Below are 18,200 nucleotides of genomic sequence, written 5' to 3'. Positions count from 1 at the left end.
TAAAGCCAAGTGCAAAATACCCTGGCAATGTTCGCCAGGGTATTTTTGTGCATGGAGGAATCCTCCCGTGTTTTTCCTGATTATACAAACAGATTGATGATCAGGACAATAAAGAATGCTGCAAACGACAACAAGGTTTCCAATACGGTCCAGGTTTTAAACGTCTGTTTGACAGACAGCCCGAGATATTCTTTAACAAGCCAAAAACCGGCATCGTTGACATGGGAGAACATGAGTGATCCTGCACCGGTTGCAATAACCAACAGCGGAAGATTGATCCCCGTCATATGGACGACAATCGGATCGACGATGCCTGCTGCCGTGGTCAGTGCGACAGTCGCAGAACCGGTTGCGATCCGGATCAGGCCGGCTACAACAAAGGCCATGACAAGCGGGGAAAGTTGCCATTGCGTGGCAACATGGGCAATCGCATCACCGACACCGGAGGAAATCAGCACTTGTTTAAATGCCCCGCCTGCACCGATGATCATCATGATCGAGGCAAGAGGAGCGAGGGACTCCCCGGTCAGTTTATTGATCAAATTCCGCCCGATGCCCTGTCTGGTCCCAAGCAAATAATAAGCGACAAACACTGAAATCAATAATGCAATCAACGGGTTTCCGATAAAATTTAAAAAATGGGCCAATTGGGCAGGCATCCGGACGAACGGTACAATAACCGTTCCGATCATTAAGATAATTGGCAGTAAAATCGTAAAAAAGGAAACCCCGACAGACGGATAAGATGTTGCCGAAACATTTGCCGCCACTACTTTCGGTTCTGTTTCCGGTTTTACCCGTTTACTAATGTAATGAGCAAATAACGGGCCGCCAATGATACCGGCCGGCAAAGCGACAATCAATGAATAAAGCAAAACCTGCCCCACATCGGCATGAAAAATACCGATCGCTGCCATTGCTCCCGGATGGGGCGGGACGATGCCGTGTGAAATGGATAAAGCAGAAATCATCGGGATCGCAATCAGCAAAAGATTTTTCTTCGTTGTTTTTTGGATCGCAATCACAAGCGGCAGTAAAATGACAAGGCCGACTTCAAAAAATACCGGAATACTGATAATCAAGCCGGCAAAGAAAGTGGCCCATGGAAGATTCCGGTCACCGAATGCCCGGGTGAAATAATTTGAAATCTGTATACCGGCGCCTGATTCGGACATCATTTTCCCTAGAATGGTGCCCAGTGCAAGAATCCCCAGCAATGAACTGAGAATACCCCCGACACCTTGTTCATAATCTGTCACAATTTTTGTGATTGGCAGTCCGGCTGCAAGGCCAAGAGCCAAACTTGCAACCGACAGACTGATGAATGCATGCCATTTTAACCATGTGACCCCGACAATGACGAGTGCAATGGCAAGGATGGTAATCGTGATGAGATAAGCACTGCTCATGAAAATCACTGCTTTCTTTAATAATTTTAAGAGTACGATTGCTGATGAAGCGAATGCCTCTTATCCGTTGATGCAAAACAGGGGGCCCTTCCCCCGGCCGCAACACCGCTGATGTATAAATAGGACTTGTTTTTTGGAACCGGCTAAAAAGCATTCCCGGTTCAAACGGCGAAAATACCCGGCTAGAGCCGGCATTCATCTGCGGCTTTAAAACGCGGCTGGCGTCAGGCAATGTATGCTTCAAATCGCGGCTCATGCTTGCCTCGCATTCGTTTTAACGGATATTCAAGCCGCGACCAATACCTGTATAAATATCGCAGTACTGTTGCCTGCTGTAAAAATAGGCATCATGCATGGGTGCTCGGGTTTGATATAAAAACTCAAATTCAGCTTATATCGTTCATTTTTCCGCGTCTGTTCCAAATTGCGATTGTTGAAAAGCAGCAATATCGTTCCATTCATCGTTCAGTTTGCGCGAAAGGCGGATGAAGATCGGGAATAGCTGCTCATAAACCGCCACGTTTTCCGGGATCGGCTGATGGCTATGTACAGAACCAACCATTGTGGAAACGACATCCAGGCTGTCCGCTTCTCCTACCGCATACAAGCCAAGTACAGCCGCCCCCAGGCAGGAACTTTCAAAGCTTTCCGGGACATTGACCGGCTGATTGAAAATATCTGCCATCATCTGGCGCCAAAGCGGTGAACGGGCAAATCCCCCGGTTGCCTGGATCCGTGCCGGTTCTCCGGTTCTTTCCTTCATGGCCAGCATGACACTGTAAAGGTTGTAAATAATGCCCTCCAACACGGCCCGGATCATATGTTGTTTTTCATGATGCAGAGTGAGGCCGAAGAAGGCGCCCCGGGCATTCGGGTTCCACAACGGTGCGCGTTCACCGCTGAAATACGGCTGAAAAATTAACCCGTCCGCACCCGGCTTCACACGCGATGCCATTCTTGTCAGCACATCATAAGGGCTGATGCCAAGCCGCTTTGCCGTTTCAACCTCGGAAGCTGCAAATTCATCCCTTGCCCATCTCAATATGCCGCCTCCGTTATTGACAGGCCCGCCTACCACCCATTTATCTTCCGTCAATTCATAGCAGAAAAGCCTGCCTTTTGGATCAGCAGCAGGATGGTCCAGTACGGTCCGGATCGCGCCGCTTGTGCCGATGGTGACCGCAACAACGCCCGGATCAATCGCGTCCACGCCGAGATTTGAAAGCACACCGTCGCTTGCGCCGAGCACAAATGGCGTATCTTTGCCCAACCCCATTTGGTCTGCATATTGGGGATCAAGCCCGCTCATGATCTGTGTGGTCGGAACAGGTTTGGATAACCGGTCCGCTGTTAATCCGGCCAGTTTTAATGCTTCTTCATCCCAGGACAAGGTGTCCATTCTCATCAGACCGGTGCAGGAGGCAATGGAATAATCGACAACGTATTGATGGAACAAACGGTAAAAAACATATTCTTTAATCGAAATAAATTTTGCTGCTTTTTGAAAGATTTCAGGCCTTTCATGCCGCAGCCACATCAGTTTTGGCAATGGGGACATCGGATGGATCGGCGTCCCCGTCCGCATATAGATTTCATGGCCACCCAATTCTTCTTTCAGTTTGCGGCACCAGCCGATGCTCCGGTTATCCGCCCAGGTGATGCAGCGCATAAGCGGTTTGCCTTCCCGGTCTACAGGGATGACACTGTGCATGGCGCAGCTGAAGCTGACAAACCGGATTGTTTCGGGGCTTTGACCGCTCTTCTCTGTAACAGCCTGAATGGCATGAAGGACAGCTTGGAAAATCTGCTCCGGATCCTGTTCTGCAGTAAATGCATCCGGCGTATACAACGGATAACCTTGATTGGCATTTGCGATGATGGTTCCATCGGTTTTGTAAAGCACAGCTTTGGTGCTGGTTGTGCCGATATCAACCCCTATCATACAGGCGTCATGCATCGTAAAAGCCTCCTTTTTAGTATGTTAAAGCGAACGTAGCAAATTCATTGAATACTTGTCGACAACTTGAATGTAATAAAAAGTGATGCCGCCGGGCCAGATTGCCGAAAAGAAATGGAAACATAAAACCCTGTGCCAGGCAGGCTGCGCCTACTCCGTTTTTCCCTCTGCCGGAAAAGATTTATCGAGTGTTCTTTTTGAGTCTTTAAAATAAGCAGAAACAGATTGTTCCACGTTTTCTTCATTTCCGGTTAAAAGGCTGTTTACGATTTTCCGGTGTTTTTCAATGACCCATGCCAGATGGTCAGGGCCGTGGGCAAAAACATCTTCCGTTGTCACGAGGAGTACGGCCATGATCAAGGACTTCATGCCATTCCAAAGATTCAAGATCCGTTTATGGCCGGCATGGCGGATGATCCGATCATGGAAAGAAAAATCGTAATAGGCGAAATCGCTGTGATTCTCGTATTTTGCTGCAATCTTCATTTTATCGATCGTCTCGTTCAGGAATTGGATCAACTGTTCCTGAGGAGCAGCAGACACTCTTTGCTGCGCAAAAATCTCAATCATTTCACGTACGTCGTACAGTTCATGAATATCTGTCAGTCCCATTCCCAGTACGCGGGCGCCCATTCTTTCCAATTGAATAAGACCGTCGTTGGCAAGGGCTTTCAATGCATCACGGACCGGCGAACGGCTCGTCCCGTATTTCCGGGCAATCTGGTTTTCGGAAATGATGTCACCAGGCTTGATTTCATTTGTAAGGATCAGCAGGCGCAATTCATTTGCGATCTGCTCGCCAAGAGAAGCATTTTTCATCCATTGTTCAGGGAACTGCAGCATATTCAAAACTCCCGTTCGTGTAAATTTGATCCCGAAAAGCCTGTCTCCGTTTCAGGCGGCTTACTGGCCGGACCGGGTCACTGCATGTCCGCCAAATTCATTCCGGAGTGCGGCAACGACTTTGCCGGTAAAAGTATCTTTTTCAAGGGAACGGTACCGGTTCATTAAGGATAAGGCAATGACCGGTATGGATGCTTGCAAATCAAGTGCGGTTTCAACCGTCCATTTGCCTTCGCCGGATGATGCCATGACACCACTGATTTCATCGAGATGGGCGTCTTTTGAAAATGCATCTTCCAATAGTTCAACAAGCCAGCTGCGAATGACGGATCCGTTGTTCCACACTTTTGCAACAGCCTGGTTGTCGTAGTCATACGGGCTTTTCTCGAGAATTTCAAATCCTTCAGCCAATGCTTCCATCATGCCGTATTCAATACCGTTATGCACCATTTTGAGGAAATGGCCGCTTCCCGGTTTTCCGGTGTATAAATACCCGTCTTTTTCTGAAATTTTTTCAAAAAGGGGCTCCAACTGATCAAATACCGGCTTGTCTCCCCCGATCATCAGGCAGGCGCCATTCCGGGCTCCGCTGATCCCGCCGGACGTGCCGACATCAAGAAAATGGATGCCTTTGTTTTGAAGCAAAGTATAATGCCTGCATGAATCGGTATAATGAGAGTTGCCGCCGTCAATTACAATATCGCCGGCGCTGAGCAAGTTGCTGAGCTTGTGAATGGTTTCGTTTGTCGGTTCCCCGGACGGCACCATCACCCAAATTTTTCTAGGGGCTTCAAGATTTTGGATCAGCGCTTCCAATGAAGGAAAGCATTTTGCCCGTGAATCAAGGGATGACAACAGTGCGGTTGCATCTCTGGACGTGTCATACGCCTTTACATCCACTTGGTGATCCAGCATATTGAGTGATAAATTCAACCCCATTTTTCCAAGTCCAACGATCCCGATTTCCATAAGAGATCCTCCTCTCGTAAGATTGTAAGATTAGTATACTTGTCGACAAGTTGAATCGTGAGCGCTTTCTTTTTTGTGAAAAAGTAAAATGTTTTCGTTTTCAAATCCATCATAGTTTATCGAACAGGGGTTGTCAAGGAAGAGAATGTATTCCTATTTTTTCCACTTATCTGCATACAAGCGTTCCATCGATCCGGAATGGGAAGTTTTAGGTGGTATAAAACTGGATCGGATCTCCTCAGACGCTCCAAGAGCTTTACCTCCGTTAAGTGTGGAGCCTCAAAACGGCTAGTGAAAAAAGAGAGGCTCTTAAGCTGTTTTGAGGCTTTTATTCTTTGATTCTTTCTTAATTGTACTCATATTGAGTAGAAGCTTACTATGCCAACAACCCAAAGGAACAATAGTATTCCAATAATTGTAAACAACATAATTTTTGTACTTTTTTTCATGATTCGGTCCCCCTTTTATTAACACTTTTTACCAATCCGCGTATTGCCTGCCCATCTTTTTTCGTCACATTTTTACCAATTCATCCATCATTATTAATCAAACAATAAGGAAATCCCTTTAAAAAATGGCCATTTTGTTGCGGGAAAGTAAAATATTTTCGATTTCAACTCTTTCATAGTCTGAGAGAGATACGCCCGCCGGTCCGCATGGGAATTTTCAAGTGGTATGTAAACTTGATGCAGATCAAATGCAGATTTTCACAATTGATATAGAATAAAGGGAGGGGGAATTCAAGAGATCGGAGTGAAAAAAGATGAAGACGATCATTGTGTATTCAACCATGACAGGTACAACAGAATTTATGGCAGAACAAATTGCGGCAGCCCTGACAGAAGCGGGTTATGCCGTTGATATAGCAGAATCAACCAATACAAGCGCGCATGAACTTACCGGTTATGATCTGATTCTGATCGGCGCAAATACATGGGACGAGGGCGATCTTTGGGATGAGATGATCGATTTTTATGAGGAACTTCCGGAAGTCGATTTAACCGGCAAAAAAGGGGCGGTGTTTGGCGCCGGCGACTCTTTTTACGAGCATTTCGCCACCGCGGTGGATACGATGGAGGAAGCATTGAAAAAGCAGGGGTGCGAGCTGCTTTTGGACGGGTTAAAAGTGGATGTCGTCCCGGATGAGGAAATCGAAACCGCCTGCAAAGATTTTGCCCGGAAACTTGATTTGCGCTGCCGCGAGTTGGGACTGGTGCAGAAATGAATACCGTTATCCTGCACAAGCTTTCCCTTTTGCCGGAAGAGCCGGGGTGCTATTTGATGAAAAGCCGGGAAGGGGAAATCATTTATGTTGGAAAGGCAAAAAAGCTGAAAAGCCGGGTACGCTCTTACTTTACTGGTTCCCATGATGAAAAAACAACCCAGCTTGTCGGAGAGATTTTTGATCTGGAATGGATCGTCACAGCGACCAACACGGAGGCTTTGGTGCTGGAAATGAATCTGATTAAGCAGTACCGGCCGAAATACAATATTATGCTAAAAGATGATAAAAGCTACCCCTTTATCAAAATTACGGATGAACGGCACCCTCAGCTCATTTTAACGCGCGAAGCAGGCCGTGATAAAGGGAAATATTTCGGCCCGTTTCCGAATGCCCGGGCGGCAGCGGAGACAAAAAAAGTACTGGACAGGCTTTATCCGCTCAGGCGTTGTCCGGAATCAAGCACCCGCCCCTGCCTGTATTACCAGCTTGGACTGTGCATTGGCACCTGTGCAAGGGAAGTGGGTGAAGAAGAATACAAGGAACAAATCCGCAAAATTGTCCATTTTTTCCACGGCGGTTACCGAGCAGTTTTAAAAGACATGAAAAAAGAAATGATGCAGGCAGCAAAAAAGCTTGATTTTGAAAAAGCGGAACAACTGAAGGAACAAATCATGCAAATTGAAGTGACCATGGAAGATCAAAATATCGTGCTGAGCGACCCTGTAAGCCGGGATATATTCGGCTTTGCTGTTCAAGACGGGTTCATGTGTGTCCACGTTTTTTATATGCGGGACGGCAGGATTATGGAGCGGGAGGTTATTTTCAGGTCAATTGGAAGCAAGGAACCGAAAAGGGCATTTCTTGACTTTTTACAGCATTTTTATGGCAAGAGTGGCAATGCGTTGCCAAAGGAAATGCTCATTCCGGCTGCAGTTGGGAAGGAAGCGGCCAAAATATGCGTTTCCGCCCGTATCGTGCAGCCGAAACGCGGGCAGAAAAAAGAAATGGTGCAGCTGGCAACTAAAAATGCGCGTATTGCGCTGGAAGAAAAGGTTTCGTTAATGGAACTTGAAACGGTGTAGACTGCCGCATATTTCACGGCAATATCGGCAAAAGAATACGTACTGCAGTGCCTTTGCCAGGTTCGCTTTTTACATTGATAGAGCCCCCGTGAAGTTCCACGAGCTGTTTTGTAATCGCCATACCGAGGCCGGGATCACTTGTCTGTAAAGCGTTTTCCGGGTAAAATGGCATGAGAAGCTAAGCCATCATCATATGACATAAGAGCTTGGGCAAAACTAAATTTTTTTTAGGGGGCTCATCACATGGAGTGCCATCATCATATCCATGGTTCCCATCCCGGGCATGGTTGTAAAAGCCATGCGGGATGCATACGGCTCGTGCCTATTTTCAACCATCTGGAAGAAGAACAGATGGCGAAAATCGGGGCGTCTGTTGAAACGCTGGCATTACAAAAGGGGGAAATACTTTTCCGGGCAGGGGAAAGAGATGATACGCTGTATATTATCCATACCGGAAAAGTGAGAATTTACCGGTTGGCAGATTCGGGAAAGGAGCAGCTTGTCCGCATATTAAATCCGGGTGATTTTACCGGCGAGCTGGCTGTTTTTCAACCGGGGGAAATTCATGAGAATTACGCAGAGGCCCTGCAGGATTCGACTATCTGCAGGATGAAACAGAAGGACCTTCAAGCCTATTTGCTGGCATATCCCCAAATCGCTTTAAAAATCTTAACGGAAATCACAAAGCGTTTGGAAGAATCGGAAAAACAAACGGCCCGGGTAGCGGTCGAAAATGTGGAATCCAGAATCATCTCCTTTTTAGCCAGTTGTGTGGAACAAAGCGGCACGAATGATACAGTGATTGCCTTGCCAATGTCTAAAAAAGATTTGGCTTCTTATCTTGGAACAACCCCCGAAACCATCAGCCGAAAGTTTACAAATCTGGAAAAACAGGGATTAATAGAGCAGTTGCCAAATAAGAAAATCAAAATTCCTGACTTGGACGAGCTGTTATTGTATGCAGATGAGGCAACGTCAGCCGGCGGCCACCACTGAAAAAGTGCTGAAAAAAATAAACAAGCGGCGGGAAACCACTAATAATGGTGACCCGCCGCTTTTTGTGTGTGCAAAATTTTGCCTGCGCATTTTTTCAATGGACCCGTCCTGCGGTGTATTTTTAAATTAAAAAATCTTGACAAGGGTCAATGATGAAAGCAAGGGGCTCTTTTAAAATAATCGTATAACAGGTGAGGGGGAGTTCCAATGTTAGAACAAATCCATCAACATAAGCATCATCTGGCATGGATCGCCGGCATTTTAATCGTTCTTGGTTTATGGATGAAATGGATGGGCTTTTACGCCTGGAGGGACGGTTTTTTGATGGCGGCAACCGTTGCTGCTGTCCTTCCCATCGCCATCAAAGCCTGGCAAGCGGCGAGGATGAAAACGTTCAGTATTGAGTTGCTCGTTACGGTGGCGGTTGCAGGTGCCTTGCTAATCCACGAATATATGGAATCCGCAGCTGTCACTTTTCTGTTTTTGTTTGGCGATTATTTAGAAGCCAGGACATTAAAGAAAACCCGTTCGTCTTTAAAGCAATTGGCAGATATGGCCCCGCAGGAAGCGATCTTGCTTCAAGAAGACGGAACCCGAAAAAAAACGGCCGCAGATCGCGTCCGGGCAGGGAACAAGCTGGTTGTCCTCCCGGGCGGCAAAATTCCGGTTGACGGGATCATTACAAACGGCCGGGCATTCGTGGATGAATCAGCGGTTACCGGGGAACCGGCACCCGTCATGAAAAAAGAAAACGATCCTGTTTTTAGCGGCTCGATTTTAGATACCGGCTATATCGAAATGATCGCTGAAAAGATCGGGAATGACACAACCTTTGCAAAGATGATTGAACTGGTGGAAGAAGCACAGGATGCAAAATCGAAAACCGAACGTTTCCTCGACCGGTTTGCAAACTATTACACACCGGCGATTGTCATCCTTGCACTCGCCGTGTTTGTTTTTACCCGTGATTTTCACAAAGCGATTACCTTCCTGGTCATTGCCTGCCCAGGTGCGCTCGTGATTGGCGCTCCCGTGTCAAACGTAGCGGGAATTGGAAACGGCGCGAAACACGGTGCGCTGATCAAAGGCGGGGATGTGATGGAAAAACTGTCAAAAGTGGATACGCTCGTATTTGATAAAACCGGCACGCTGACAAAAGGGAAGTCGGAAGTCACGGATTTGCACCTGCTTGGCACAAGGCGCGAAGAGGAAGTGCTCGGGCTTGTGGCCAAGGCGGAAACCGTTTCTGAACACCCGCTCGGCCAAACGATTGTGAAAGAAGCAGAAGCAAGGGGCATCCCGTTTAACCGGTATCACTTGCAGGAAGGTGAAGCGATAAAAGGGAAAGGCATGACGGCAACCATTGATGGCATAGCCATTACTGTGGGGAACCGCAAATTGATGGAAGCACAAGGCATCACCATTTCTCCATCAGCGGGCAGTTACGCAACCGATCGTGAAAAAATGGGGAATACTGCTATTTTTATTGCGGTCAATGGAAAGTTGGAAGCCATTCTGTCCATCGCCGACCAAATCCGTGAAGATGCCCGGGCTGCCTTGGAGGACATGCGCGCTGCCGGGATCAAAAGGATCGTCATGTTAACAGGCGATAACCGCCATACCGCCCGAGCCGTCGCCAACCAATTGGGTATTGATGCCTTTCATGCAGAGCTGCTTCCGGATGAAAAAGTGGACTATGTGAAGAAACTGAAAGAGGAAGGAGCTGTTGTGGCGATGGCAGGAGACGGCATGAATGATGCCCCTGCGATTGCAACGGCAGATATCGGGCTTGCCATGGGGAAAGGCGGAACGGATATCTCTATCGAAACGGCTGATATCGTTTTGATGGCAGACAAGCTTTCCCAATATGCCCATGCCTTTGCCCTGTCGAAAAAAACGATGCGGAATATGAAACAGAATATAGCAATTGCACTTTCGGTCGTCGTATTTTTGCTTGTTGGTGTTCTTCGGGGACAAGTAGACCTTGCAGCCGGGATGTTTGTCCATGAAGGAAGCGTTTTAGCTGTTATTCTAAATGCAATGCGGTTGATCGGATTTGCACCAAAGGGCGGACGGCAGAAGTTCAAGATCAGCAAAATCGGCCAACTTGATGGAGATCAATTACGGAAACCAGTGCGGCATGTAAAATAAAAACAAAAGGAGGGAAACGGAATGAAAAAAGCCGTGATGCAATTAGAAACGTTAACCTGTCCGTCTTGTATGAAAAAAATAGAAGGCGCGCTGGACAAAGTGGAAGGTGTGGAAAATGTGAAAGTACTTTTCAACGCCAGCAAAGCAAAAGTGGATTTTGACGAGGCAAAGGTTTCGGCAGATGAATTGAAAGAAATCGTTGAAAAAACAGGCTATCAAGTTCAAGCAGTGAAGACGAATTAAAAAAGGATAAGGTTGAGGCCAGTTGTTGGTCCCAACCTTTTCTTTTTTTGCAACCTGAAAGACGTATACGAATCAGCCCAGAAAGGTCGCGGTTGTTGGATCAACTTTTTCATTTTTGCAACTGCTGCTTGAAAGGGGCGGGAATAACGGGCTAATCGGGATTGCCTCTATAACGTAGACAGGTTCTATGTGAAGGAAGGCCTCCGTTTTTTTCAAGCTTCCTTAACAGGAAGATCTTCGTTATTTCGTGCTTCCTTAACGTAGCTGGGCTCTATGTGAAGGAAGGCCGTCGTTTTTGCATGCTTTCTTAACGTAGCCGGGTTCTATGTGAAGGAAGGCCGTCGTTTTTGCATGCTTTCTTAACGTAGCCGGTTCTACGTGAAGGAAGGCCGTCAATTTTGCAAGCTTCCTTAACATAGCCGGGTTCTATGTGAAGGAAGGCCGTCAATTTTGCAAGCTTTCTTAACGTAGCCGGGCTCTATGTGAAGGAAGGCCGTCATTTTTTCAAGCTTTCTTAACATAGCCGGGCTCTATGTGAAGAAAGACCTTCGTTTTTCCATGCTCCCTTAACGTAGCCGGGTTCTATGTGAAGGCAGCAGCCCACATTTTCACCAGTGCTTTACGAAGAGCGCCCCTATGAGAAGGAAACGCTTAAAATTTTTGCCATTGTGCTTCTGGTTTTTTGCAATGTCATGTGTGGGGGAGAAATTTAATGGGTAAAGTCAAACCGATGTATTGTACCTGCTCCCTCAATCGTCTAAAATGGATAACGGACTGTGAAAATCCATTCCTTAAGGAAAAAGGCGAAGAAGGCTGCTCCGTATTCGGCATCTTTTTACGGACAAACTTGAAACATATTCAACGTAACTGAGGATTGATATCTTTTGTCGAATATGGTAGGATAACAACATATAGAAATTCTAAAACAAAAAAATACTAAATATAGTATGCGAGTATTGGTGGCTTTGAAATGCCTGAAAAGGGAATCCGGTGGGAAACCGGAGCTGCCCCCGCAACTGTCAGTGTGGACGAAAGAGCGAACCACTGTACCGGCTGCTTTTTTTGGCGGCGGTATGGGAAGGGCTTCATTAGAATGAAACACAAGCCAGGAGACCTGCCAATACTCGAAGTTTCTATTCTTCGGGGTGCGGGAACGGGAAACGGCGGAACAGATGATCACGGATGCTGTTTTTCTGCCGTTTTTGCCGTTCATCCCCCTGAAATGAACGGTTTTTTTGCGTTCAAAAAAGGGAGGAGAAAACGTGATATCTATTCAACTGGAATCAAAAGAAATGATTTTGCAGCTCATTGATCAAATGTCTGCAGGCCTGGAGATTGAAACCGGCGCTTATAAGGAAAAGATTTTAAAGTTATGGGACCAGGATGCCTCTTTGGTGGAAAAAACAGATCTACTTATTAAACATGCCCTTGAAAATATCGATGAAGCAGGTGCGACCTGGACATTCTTTGCAGCGAGAATTTACTTACATAAGCTTTATGCCGAAGCCGCCAAAAACCGGCATTATGATCCAACCCTCAAGTACGGGTCTTTCTATGATTTGATCAGGCAGCTGGTAGAAAAAGGCATTTATTCTCCAAAACTGCTTGACAAATATACAAAGCAGGAAATAGAAACGCTCGGCCGCCTAATCGACCCGGAGAAGGATTTGCTTTTTACGTATCCCGGCCTCTATACGCTCGTAACCCGTTATCTGGCAAGTGATTTTGAAAAGCATGTCTATGAACTGCCGCAAGAGCGCTGGATGGTGATTGCGATGTACCTGATGCAGGATGAACAGCAGGAAACCCGGATGGAACATGTGAAGGAAGCGTACTGGGCACTCAGCAATCTGTACATGACGGTCGCAACCCCGACGCTCGCGAATGCGGGCAAAACGCATGGCCAGCTCTCGAGTTGTTTCATTGATACAGTGGCGGACAGCCTGCAATCAATCTATGACAGTAACACCGACATCGCCCAGCTTTCGAAAAACGGCGGCGGGATCGGTGTGTATATGGGAAAAATCCGTGGACGGGGAAGCGCGATTAAAGGTTTCCCGGGCATGTCGAGTGGTGTGGTGCCGTGGATCAAACAACTGAACAACACGGCAGTGAGCGTTGACCAGCTCGGGACAAGAAAAGGCGCCATTACCGTCTACCTCGATGTGTGGCACCGCGACATTGAAGATTTTCTCGATTTGAAGTTAAATAACGGCGATGACCGGCTCCGTGCCCGCGATATTTATACAGGCGTGTGCATCCCAGATTATTTTATGGAACAGGTGGAAAAGCGCGGGGACTGGTATGTTTTTGATCCGCATGAAGTAAAAGAAGTCATGGGGTTTGCTCTTGAAGATTTTTACGATGAAGAGAAGGGAAAAGGGAGCTGGCGTGAAAAATATGAGGCGTGCATCCATGCCGATCTCCGTTCGAAAAGGAAAGTTCCGGCGATCGAGATTATGAAGCGCATCATGAGATCGCAACTTGAAACAGGAGCGCCGTTTATGTTTTACCGCGATGAAGTGAACCGGCAAAACCCGAACAGCCACAAAGGGATCATTTACTGCTCCAATTTATGCACGGAAATTGCCCAGAACCAGTCCCCGACTGAGCTGATTGAAGAATGGATCAAAGAAGAAAATGTGATCGTAAAGAAATACCGTTCCGGGGATTATGTCGTCTGTAACTTGAGTTCCATCAATCTTGGGAAAGCTGTCCCGGACGGGGTGCTCGAACGGCTTATCCGCATCCAGGTCCGCATGCTCGATCATGTGATTGATGTCAATACGTTGCCCATTAAACAAGTGCAAATCACGAACAAAAAGTACCGTGCGGTCGGGCTTGGCACATTTGGCTGGCATCATTTGCTGGCACTTGAGGGAATTGAATGGGAAACGGAAGCAGCCGTCGAATATGCGGATAAACTGTACGAAAACATTGCCTACTATGCGATTAAAAGCAGCATGGAATTAGCCAGGGAAAAAGGCAGCTATCCGGCATTTCCAGGCAGCAAGTGGAGCACCGGCGCTTATTTTACCGGTAAAGGCTACACAAGTGAACGCTGGTTGGCGCTTGCTGAAGAAGTGAAAAAATACGGCTTGCGGAACGGATATTTAATGGCGGTTGCACCGAATGCGACCACTTCGATTATTGCCGGCTCGACAGCAAGCATTGACCCGGTTTTCCAGCCTTATTATATGGAAGAAAAAAAGGATTACAGATTTCCGGTTACAGCGCCTGATTTAGACCACCGGACGTACAACATTTACCGCCGTTCGGCTTATAAACTTGACCAAAGATGGTCCGTCCGGCAGAATGCGGCAAGGCAAAAACATATTGACCAGAGCATCTCTTTCAATTTTTATGTGCCGTACAATATCCGCGCGCAAGTGTTGCTTGATCTCCATCTGCAAGCTTGGAAGTCCGGCTTGAAAACGACCTATTATGTGCGCTCGACCTCCAATGAAGTGGAAGAATGCGAGTGGTGCCAAAGTTGAAAGTGCTGATTGCGTACTTATCCTATAGTGGCAATACAAAAGAAACGGCGGAACTGCTGGCATCCTGGTGCAGGGCGCGCGGGATGGCGGTGGACATGCACGAAATCGGCATTTCCCCGCCGTTTTCGCCGCGCGACTATGATTTGATCCTGGTCGGAACTTTCACATGGGAACGGGGCGCCACGCCTGAAGAAGTGAAGGATTTTGTTCTGGAAATTGGCTGGAAACCTCCCAATGTCGCTGTGTTTGGAACGGGGGAAACGCAATTTGGCGGTGATGATTTATTCTGCCTGGCCGCCCGCAAACTTGCAAAATTTTATAATAGCCCATGGGAACCGTTAAAAATTGAACAGTCTCCGAGGGGAAGCCAGGAAAAAGAAGTGGAAAAATGGATAGAAGGAGTGCTGGAAGATGTCAAACGCTTTGCTGGAAAAAGCGAAAACGTTGGATCCGGTTCACCCGAATAAAGCGACTGCCTTATTCGGAGGAAAGTCAAGCGGAATTTTAAACTGGAATGATCTTGCTTATCCGCACTGGTATAAGACGTATAAACGATTGTTGGGGAATTACTGGCAGTCGGATGAAGTGAATATGTCAACAGATGTGAAACAATTCCCGCTGTTATCGGAAAAAGAGCAGGAAACGTTTTTGAAAATCATCAGCCTGCTGGCAACGCTCGATTCTTCACAAACGAGGACGATTTTGCTTGCTTCACTGTATGCGACCGATCCGTCCATCCAATCGATTTTGGCGGTGATTGCCCAGCAGGAAGCTGTCCACAATGAGAGTTATTCTTATATTTTATCGTCCGTCGTGTCCCTTGATAAACAAAATGAAGCGTTTGAAATCGGGCGGAAAGATCCGGTGCTGCTAAAGCGAAACAAAAAACTGATGGAGCAATACAATGCGTTTGCCCAGCAGCCGGATGTGGAAGATATTGTGAAAACGCTCGTGTATTCGACACTGCTGGAAGGGTTGTTCTTTTATTCCGGTTTTGCTTTCTTTTATAATCTGGCGCGGCAGAACAAAATGGTCGGCACATCGACGATGATCAGTTATATTAACCGCGATGAGCTGGAACACGGGCGCTTTATTTCGGAACTGATCCGCGCGGTGCTTTCCGAACATCCGGAATTGAACACGCCGGCCTTTTCCGATTGGGTATATGCCCGGTTCCGCGAGTCCGTTGACTTGGAAACCGAGTGGTCGGAATACGTGCTCCAGGACGTGGAAGGGATCGATCTTGAGGAAATGGCAGGTTTTATTAAATACCGTGCCAATAAAATGCTGCGCATGATCGGATTAAGCGAGCTGTACCCGGAACATGTTGAAAATCCGATGAAATGGATTCGCGCCTATGCTGATAATTTCGATGCAACCAAAACGGATTTCTTTGAACAAAAGTCCCGTTCTTATACAAAAGTGAGCGATTTGAACGGATTTGATGAGCTGTAATCTGTCTAGAACACAGTTTGCAGCACGGTGAAAAAATATTTTCGGAAAGAAAACGGCAAAAAAAGATCTGATGGATGGCACTAGCAAAAAAGCGGGAGTGATTCCCGCTTTTTGCATGCCAACTAGGGCTTGCTGAATAAGCAAAATTTCTAGATTTGGCAAGGATGCTGACGGATTTGGCAAAAATTTAAATGCAAGGGGTTTACAACCAATTTAGGGAAAAACTTGCATTCAAAAGCCAATACAAACGAGATATTTTTAGACAGCGTTTACGGACAAATAGGGTGCAAACTCAGAATTGGATTCGTTCAGCAAGCCCCAATTACGTGGTGAAATGCTTTTCCTTTTTCAAACGCATGAGCGCTTTTTTATTTTTCCACAGCAGGATGATGAAGTTGCCCAGCCAGATCCATAAGAGAAAACGAGGATATTTTTGAAAAATGAGAAAGAGGGATAGCAGCAGGAATCCGGTTGTCGTTTGCAGGCTGTCTTCACTGCTGGTTGTTTTTTTGCCTTTTTTCACCACCTTTGCTAGGACATAAAAGCATGCAAGAATAACGGCATAAGTGAGGGATATGCGAAATTTGGTCAATGCGCTCCATACGCCGAAGCTTACGGCAAGGCCTTTTCCACCGTTTCCCTTTAAAAAAGGGGAAAAGGCATGCCCGGCAATCGGTGCCAGGGCAATGGGAATCAACGCCTTGTGCGATGGGACCGCCCCCGATTTTATGATCAGCCAAACTGGAAGAAAACCTTTGCCGAAGTCACCCGCAATGCCAAGCAGCCCAAATTTGTAACCGGCTTTTTTCCAAAGGTTTGCTGCACCAGGGTTTCCGTCCCCGGTTTTGCGAATATTGACGTTTAATAACAAGCCGATCCAGTAAGAAAACATCAGCGAACCGGAAAGAAAACAAAGTGCTGATAATAAAAAAGTCATTTGTTTTGCCCCCTTCCCACATCAATGTATCTGCCTTTCCAAAGCACTTTTTTACGAAAATGGGACTGATAAAGGGAATACAGGATGACAACCAGGAAAAAAATCATCGATAAAAAGTGAAATAAAGGATGCAGGATGCCAAAGTTTCCCGTATGCCGGTTAAAATAATAGATTTGGGCGGCATACAGCAAATACCCCGCAACAAAGTAAGGGATGCCGGAGAAGCAGCCGAGCTCGGATATGAGCAGACCGAGAATCCAGAAAACTACAGCCGCAATTGTAAAAGGATGAATGGCTGATGTGCTTAACACCGCCCCTTTTGCAAATCCTTGCAGCTCATGGCTGAAACCGCCGGGATACATGTGGAAGAAGACGAGCCCGCTTCCGGTAAAATTGGTGACCGGAATGCCAGCCTGTTGAAAACGGGCGCCTAAGTTCAGGTCGTCCAGCATTTCAGCGCGGATATTCCCGTGCCCGCCAATTTTGTCATAATCTTCTCTTGATACACAAATACAGGCACCATAAAGCCCTTTTTGTCGGTTTAGGCGCTCAAACGGCGAGGTGAATGAGAAAATCCCGAGCAGGTTCAGAACCATTGCCAGTTTCTCATAAAATTTTTCAGTAAGATGGTATGGAACGACAGAGATGGCGCCTCCCTGCTGTTTTTGTGCTGTAACAAGAGAGCTGATGGCGTGTTCAGCAAGGCGGATGTCGGCATCGAGAAAGATAAGCAGATCCCCGGTGGATTTCACGTAACCGTTCCAGACGGCCCACGTTTTTCCGGTCCATCCATCCGGAAGATCAGGCGCAGAAACGACGGTGACACCGAATTTTTCTGCTGTTTCTTTTGTTTTGTCTTCGGAATGGTCGTCCACCACAATGATTTCACCGGGTTTGGTTGTTTGCTTGTTTAAAGAATCCAACAGGGCAGGCAGGGTGTTTTCTTCATTTCTTGCCGGAATAATAACGGATATCTTTTCCCGCCCGGCTGTGCCGTGTGCTTGCGGTAAAGGGCGCTTACGGAAAAGGACGAATCCCGTCAGCAGGCCGCATAAAATAAACCAGAATAAAATGGCAGACATGTTCACCACTTCCTGTTCTGCTGTATAGAGTGAACGTAGGGTAAATTTGTATGGCAAAGCAGTTAAGATGAATTTTGTATCTCTATTTTACATCAGGGCTTCCCGGAAGGAAAAAGTTAGCATGCAGATAGAATGATGGTTTTGCGTCTGCCCCTCCTGTTCTGAGGGCATGGCAGATGAAATTTGAAAAAATAGTGTGCCCACCACTTGAAAAACGAACGTTTGTCCTTTATAATAAAACTGAAAAATAAGAAAAGGAGTGCTGCCTTTGGAACTTGTAATGGAAAAACATGCCGGTTATCACGTGCATGATCGTTTTTTTAAGGAGCTGATCCAAAACTTTTTTCAGGAGTT

Annotated in this window: 15 protein-coding genes, 1 pseudogene and 1 riboswitch; of the genes and pseudogenes, 9 read left to right on the top strand and 7 right to left on the bottom strand. The window is 46.7% G+C overall.

What is annotated here, in order from left to right:
• Positions 1-80: 80 nt before the first annotated feature.
• From NFR98_RS12405 to gnd, 4 genes are all read right to left on the bottom strand, one after another.
• Entirely contained in the window at positions 81-1,409 is a 1,329-nt protein-coding gene (locus NFR98_RS12405) for a GntT/GntP/DsdX family permease (RefSeq protein WP_251460216.1), read from the bottom strand.
• 400 nt (positions 1,410-1,809) lie between these two features.
• The gene (gene gntK, locus NFR98_RS12400) at positions 1,810-3,366 is read right to left on the bottom strand and encodes a gluconokinase (RefSeq protein ID WP_014096401.1); all 1,557 of its coding nucleotides are present in this window, start codon (positions 3,364-3,366) and stop codon (positions 1,810-1,812) included.
• A gap of 150 nt (positions 3,367-3,516) precedes the next feature.
• A complete protein-coding gene (locus NFR98_RS12395) occupies positions 3,517-4,209 on the bottom strand; it encodes a GntR family transcriptional regulator (protein WP_017550602.1) in 693 nt (230 codons plus the stop codon).
• Positions 4,210-4,269: 60 nt separating this feature from the next.
• Entirely contained in the window at positions 4,270-5,178 is a 909-nt protein-coding gene (gene gnd, locus NFR98_RS12390; protein WP_251460214.1) for a phosphogluconate dehydrogenase (NAD(+)-dependent, decarboxylating), read from the bottom strand.
• Positions 5,179-5,941: 763 nt separating this feature from the next.
• Between gnd and NFR98_RS12385 the strand changes: the two genes are divergently transcribed.
• Both NFR98_RS12385 and uvrC read left to right on the top strand, forming a co-directional pair.
• Positions 5,942-6,403 (top strand): flavodoxin, encoded by a 462-nt coding sequence (locus NFR98_RS12385; protein WP_017550599.1) that lies wholly within the window; start codon positions 5,942-5,944, stop codon positions 6,401-6,403.
• Positions 6,400-7,485 (top strand): excinuclease ABC subunit UvrC, encoded by a 1,086-nt coding sequence (gene uvrC, locus NFR98_RS12380; RefSeq protein WP_017550598.1) that lies wholly within the window; start codon positions 6,400-6,402, stop codon positions 7,483-7,485. The genes NFR98_RS12385 and uvrC overlap by 4 nt, the downstream gene beginning before the upstream one ends.
• Before the next feature lie 13 nt (positions 7,486-7,498).
• Here the strand turns inward: uvrC and NFR98_RS12375 are convergent, their stop codons facing one another.
• Positions 7,499-7,657: an ATP-binding protein gene (locus tag NFR98_RS12375; protein WP_017550597.1), complete on the bottom strand. Its 159-nt coding sequence runs from the start codon at positions 7,655-7,657 to the stop codon at positions 7,499-7,501.
• Between the two features lie 71 nt (positions 7,658-7,728).
• Between NFR98_RS12375 and NFR98_RS12370 the strand changes: the two genes are divergently transcribed.
• From NFR98_RS12370 to NFR98_RS12345, 6 genes are all read left to right on the top strand, one after another.
• On the top strand, positions 7,729-8,481 hold the full coding sequence (locus NFR98_RS12370) for a Crp/Fnr family transcriptional regulator (RefSeq protein WP_014096396.1): 753 nt from the start codon (positions 7,729-7,731) through the stop codon (positions 8,479-8,481).
• Between the two features lie 207 nt (positions 8,482-8,688).
• The gene (locus NFR98_RS12365; RefSeq protein ID WP_014096395.1) at positions 8,689-10,632 is read left to right on the top strand and encodes a heavy metal translocating P-type ATPase; all 1,944 of its coding nucleotides are present in this window, start codon (positions 8,689-8,691) and stop codon (positions 10,630-10,632) included.
• A 21-nt stretch (positions 10,633-10,653) separates the two neighbouring features.
• Positions 10,654-10,875 carry a heavy-metal-associated domain-containing protein gene (locus NFR98_RS12360; RefSeq protein WP_014096394.1) on the top strand — a complete coding sequence of 74 codons (222 nt, stop codon included), beginning with the start codon at positions 10,654-10,656 and terminating at the stop codon, positions 10,873-10,875.
• Positions 10,876-11,815: 940 nt separating this feature from the next.
• Positions 11,816-12,011, top strand: a riboswitch (cobalamin riboswitch).
• Positions 12,012-12,137: 126 nt separating this feature from the next.
• Positions 12,138-14,372: a ribonucleoside-diphosphate reductase subunit alpha gene (locus tag NFR98_RS12355; protein WP_017550091.1), complete on the top strand. Its 2,235-nt coding sequence runs from the start codon at positions 12,138-12,140 to the stop codon at positions 14,370-14,372.
• Positions 14,357-14,839 carry a flavodoxin gene (locus NFR98_RS12350; RefSeq protein ID WP_014096390.1) on the top strand — a complete coding sequence of 161 codons (483 nt, stop codon included), beginning with the start codon at positions 14,357-14,359 and terminating at the stop codon, positions 14,837-14,839. Before NFR98_RS12355 ends, NFR98_RS12350 begins: the two co-directional genes overlap by 16 nt.
• Positions 14,784-15,827: a ribonucleotide-diphosphate reductase subunit beta gene (locus NFR98_RS12345; RefSeq protein ID WP_014096389.1), complete on the top strand. Its 1,044-nt coding sequence runs from the start codon at positions 14,784-14,786 to the stop codon at positions 15,825-15,827. Before NFR98_RS12350 ends, NFR98_RS12345 begins: the two co-directional genes overlap by 56 nt.
• Before the next feature lie 322 nt (positions 15,828-16,149).
• On the opposite strand, the gene NFR98_RS12340 is transcribed toward NFR98_RS12345, so the two are convergent.
• Both NFR98_RS12340 and NFR98_RS12335 read right to left on the bottom strand, forming a co-directional pair.
• Positions 16,150-16,764, bottom strand: a complete 615-nt coding sequence (locus NFR98_RS12340) for a glycerol-3-phosphate acyltransferase (RefSeq protein WP_014096388.1) — start codon at positions 16,762-16,764, stop codon at positions 16,150-16,152.
• Positions 16,761-17,846: a glycosyltransferase family 2 protein gene (locus NFR98_RS12335; protein ID WP_014096387.1), complete on the bottom strand. Its 1,086-nt coding sequence runs from the start codon at positions 17,844-17,846 to the stop codon at positions 16,761-16,763. Before NFR98_RS12335 ends, NFR98_RS12340 begins: the two co-directional genes overlap by 4 nt.
• 268 nt (positions 17,847-18,114) lie before the next feature.
• On the opposite strand from NFR98_RS12335, the pseudogene NFR98_RS15915 reads away from it, so the two are divergent.
• Positions 18,115-18,200, top strand: a pseudogene (locus NFR98_RS15915) (Rpn family recombination-promoting nuclease/putative transposase); the annotation flags it as partial.

Origin of the sequence: Weizmannia agrestimuris, assembly GCF_943193165.1 — a bacterium.
GTDB classification, from domain to species: domain Bacteria; phylum Bacillota; class Bacilli; order Bacillales; family Bacillaceae_C; genus Weizmannia; species Weizmannia faecalis.
This window is presented reverse-complemented; position numbering and strand designations above follow the sequence as displayed.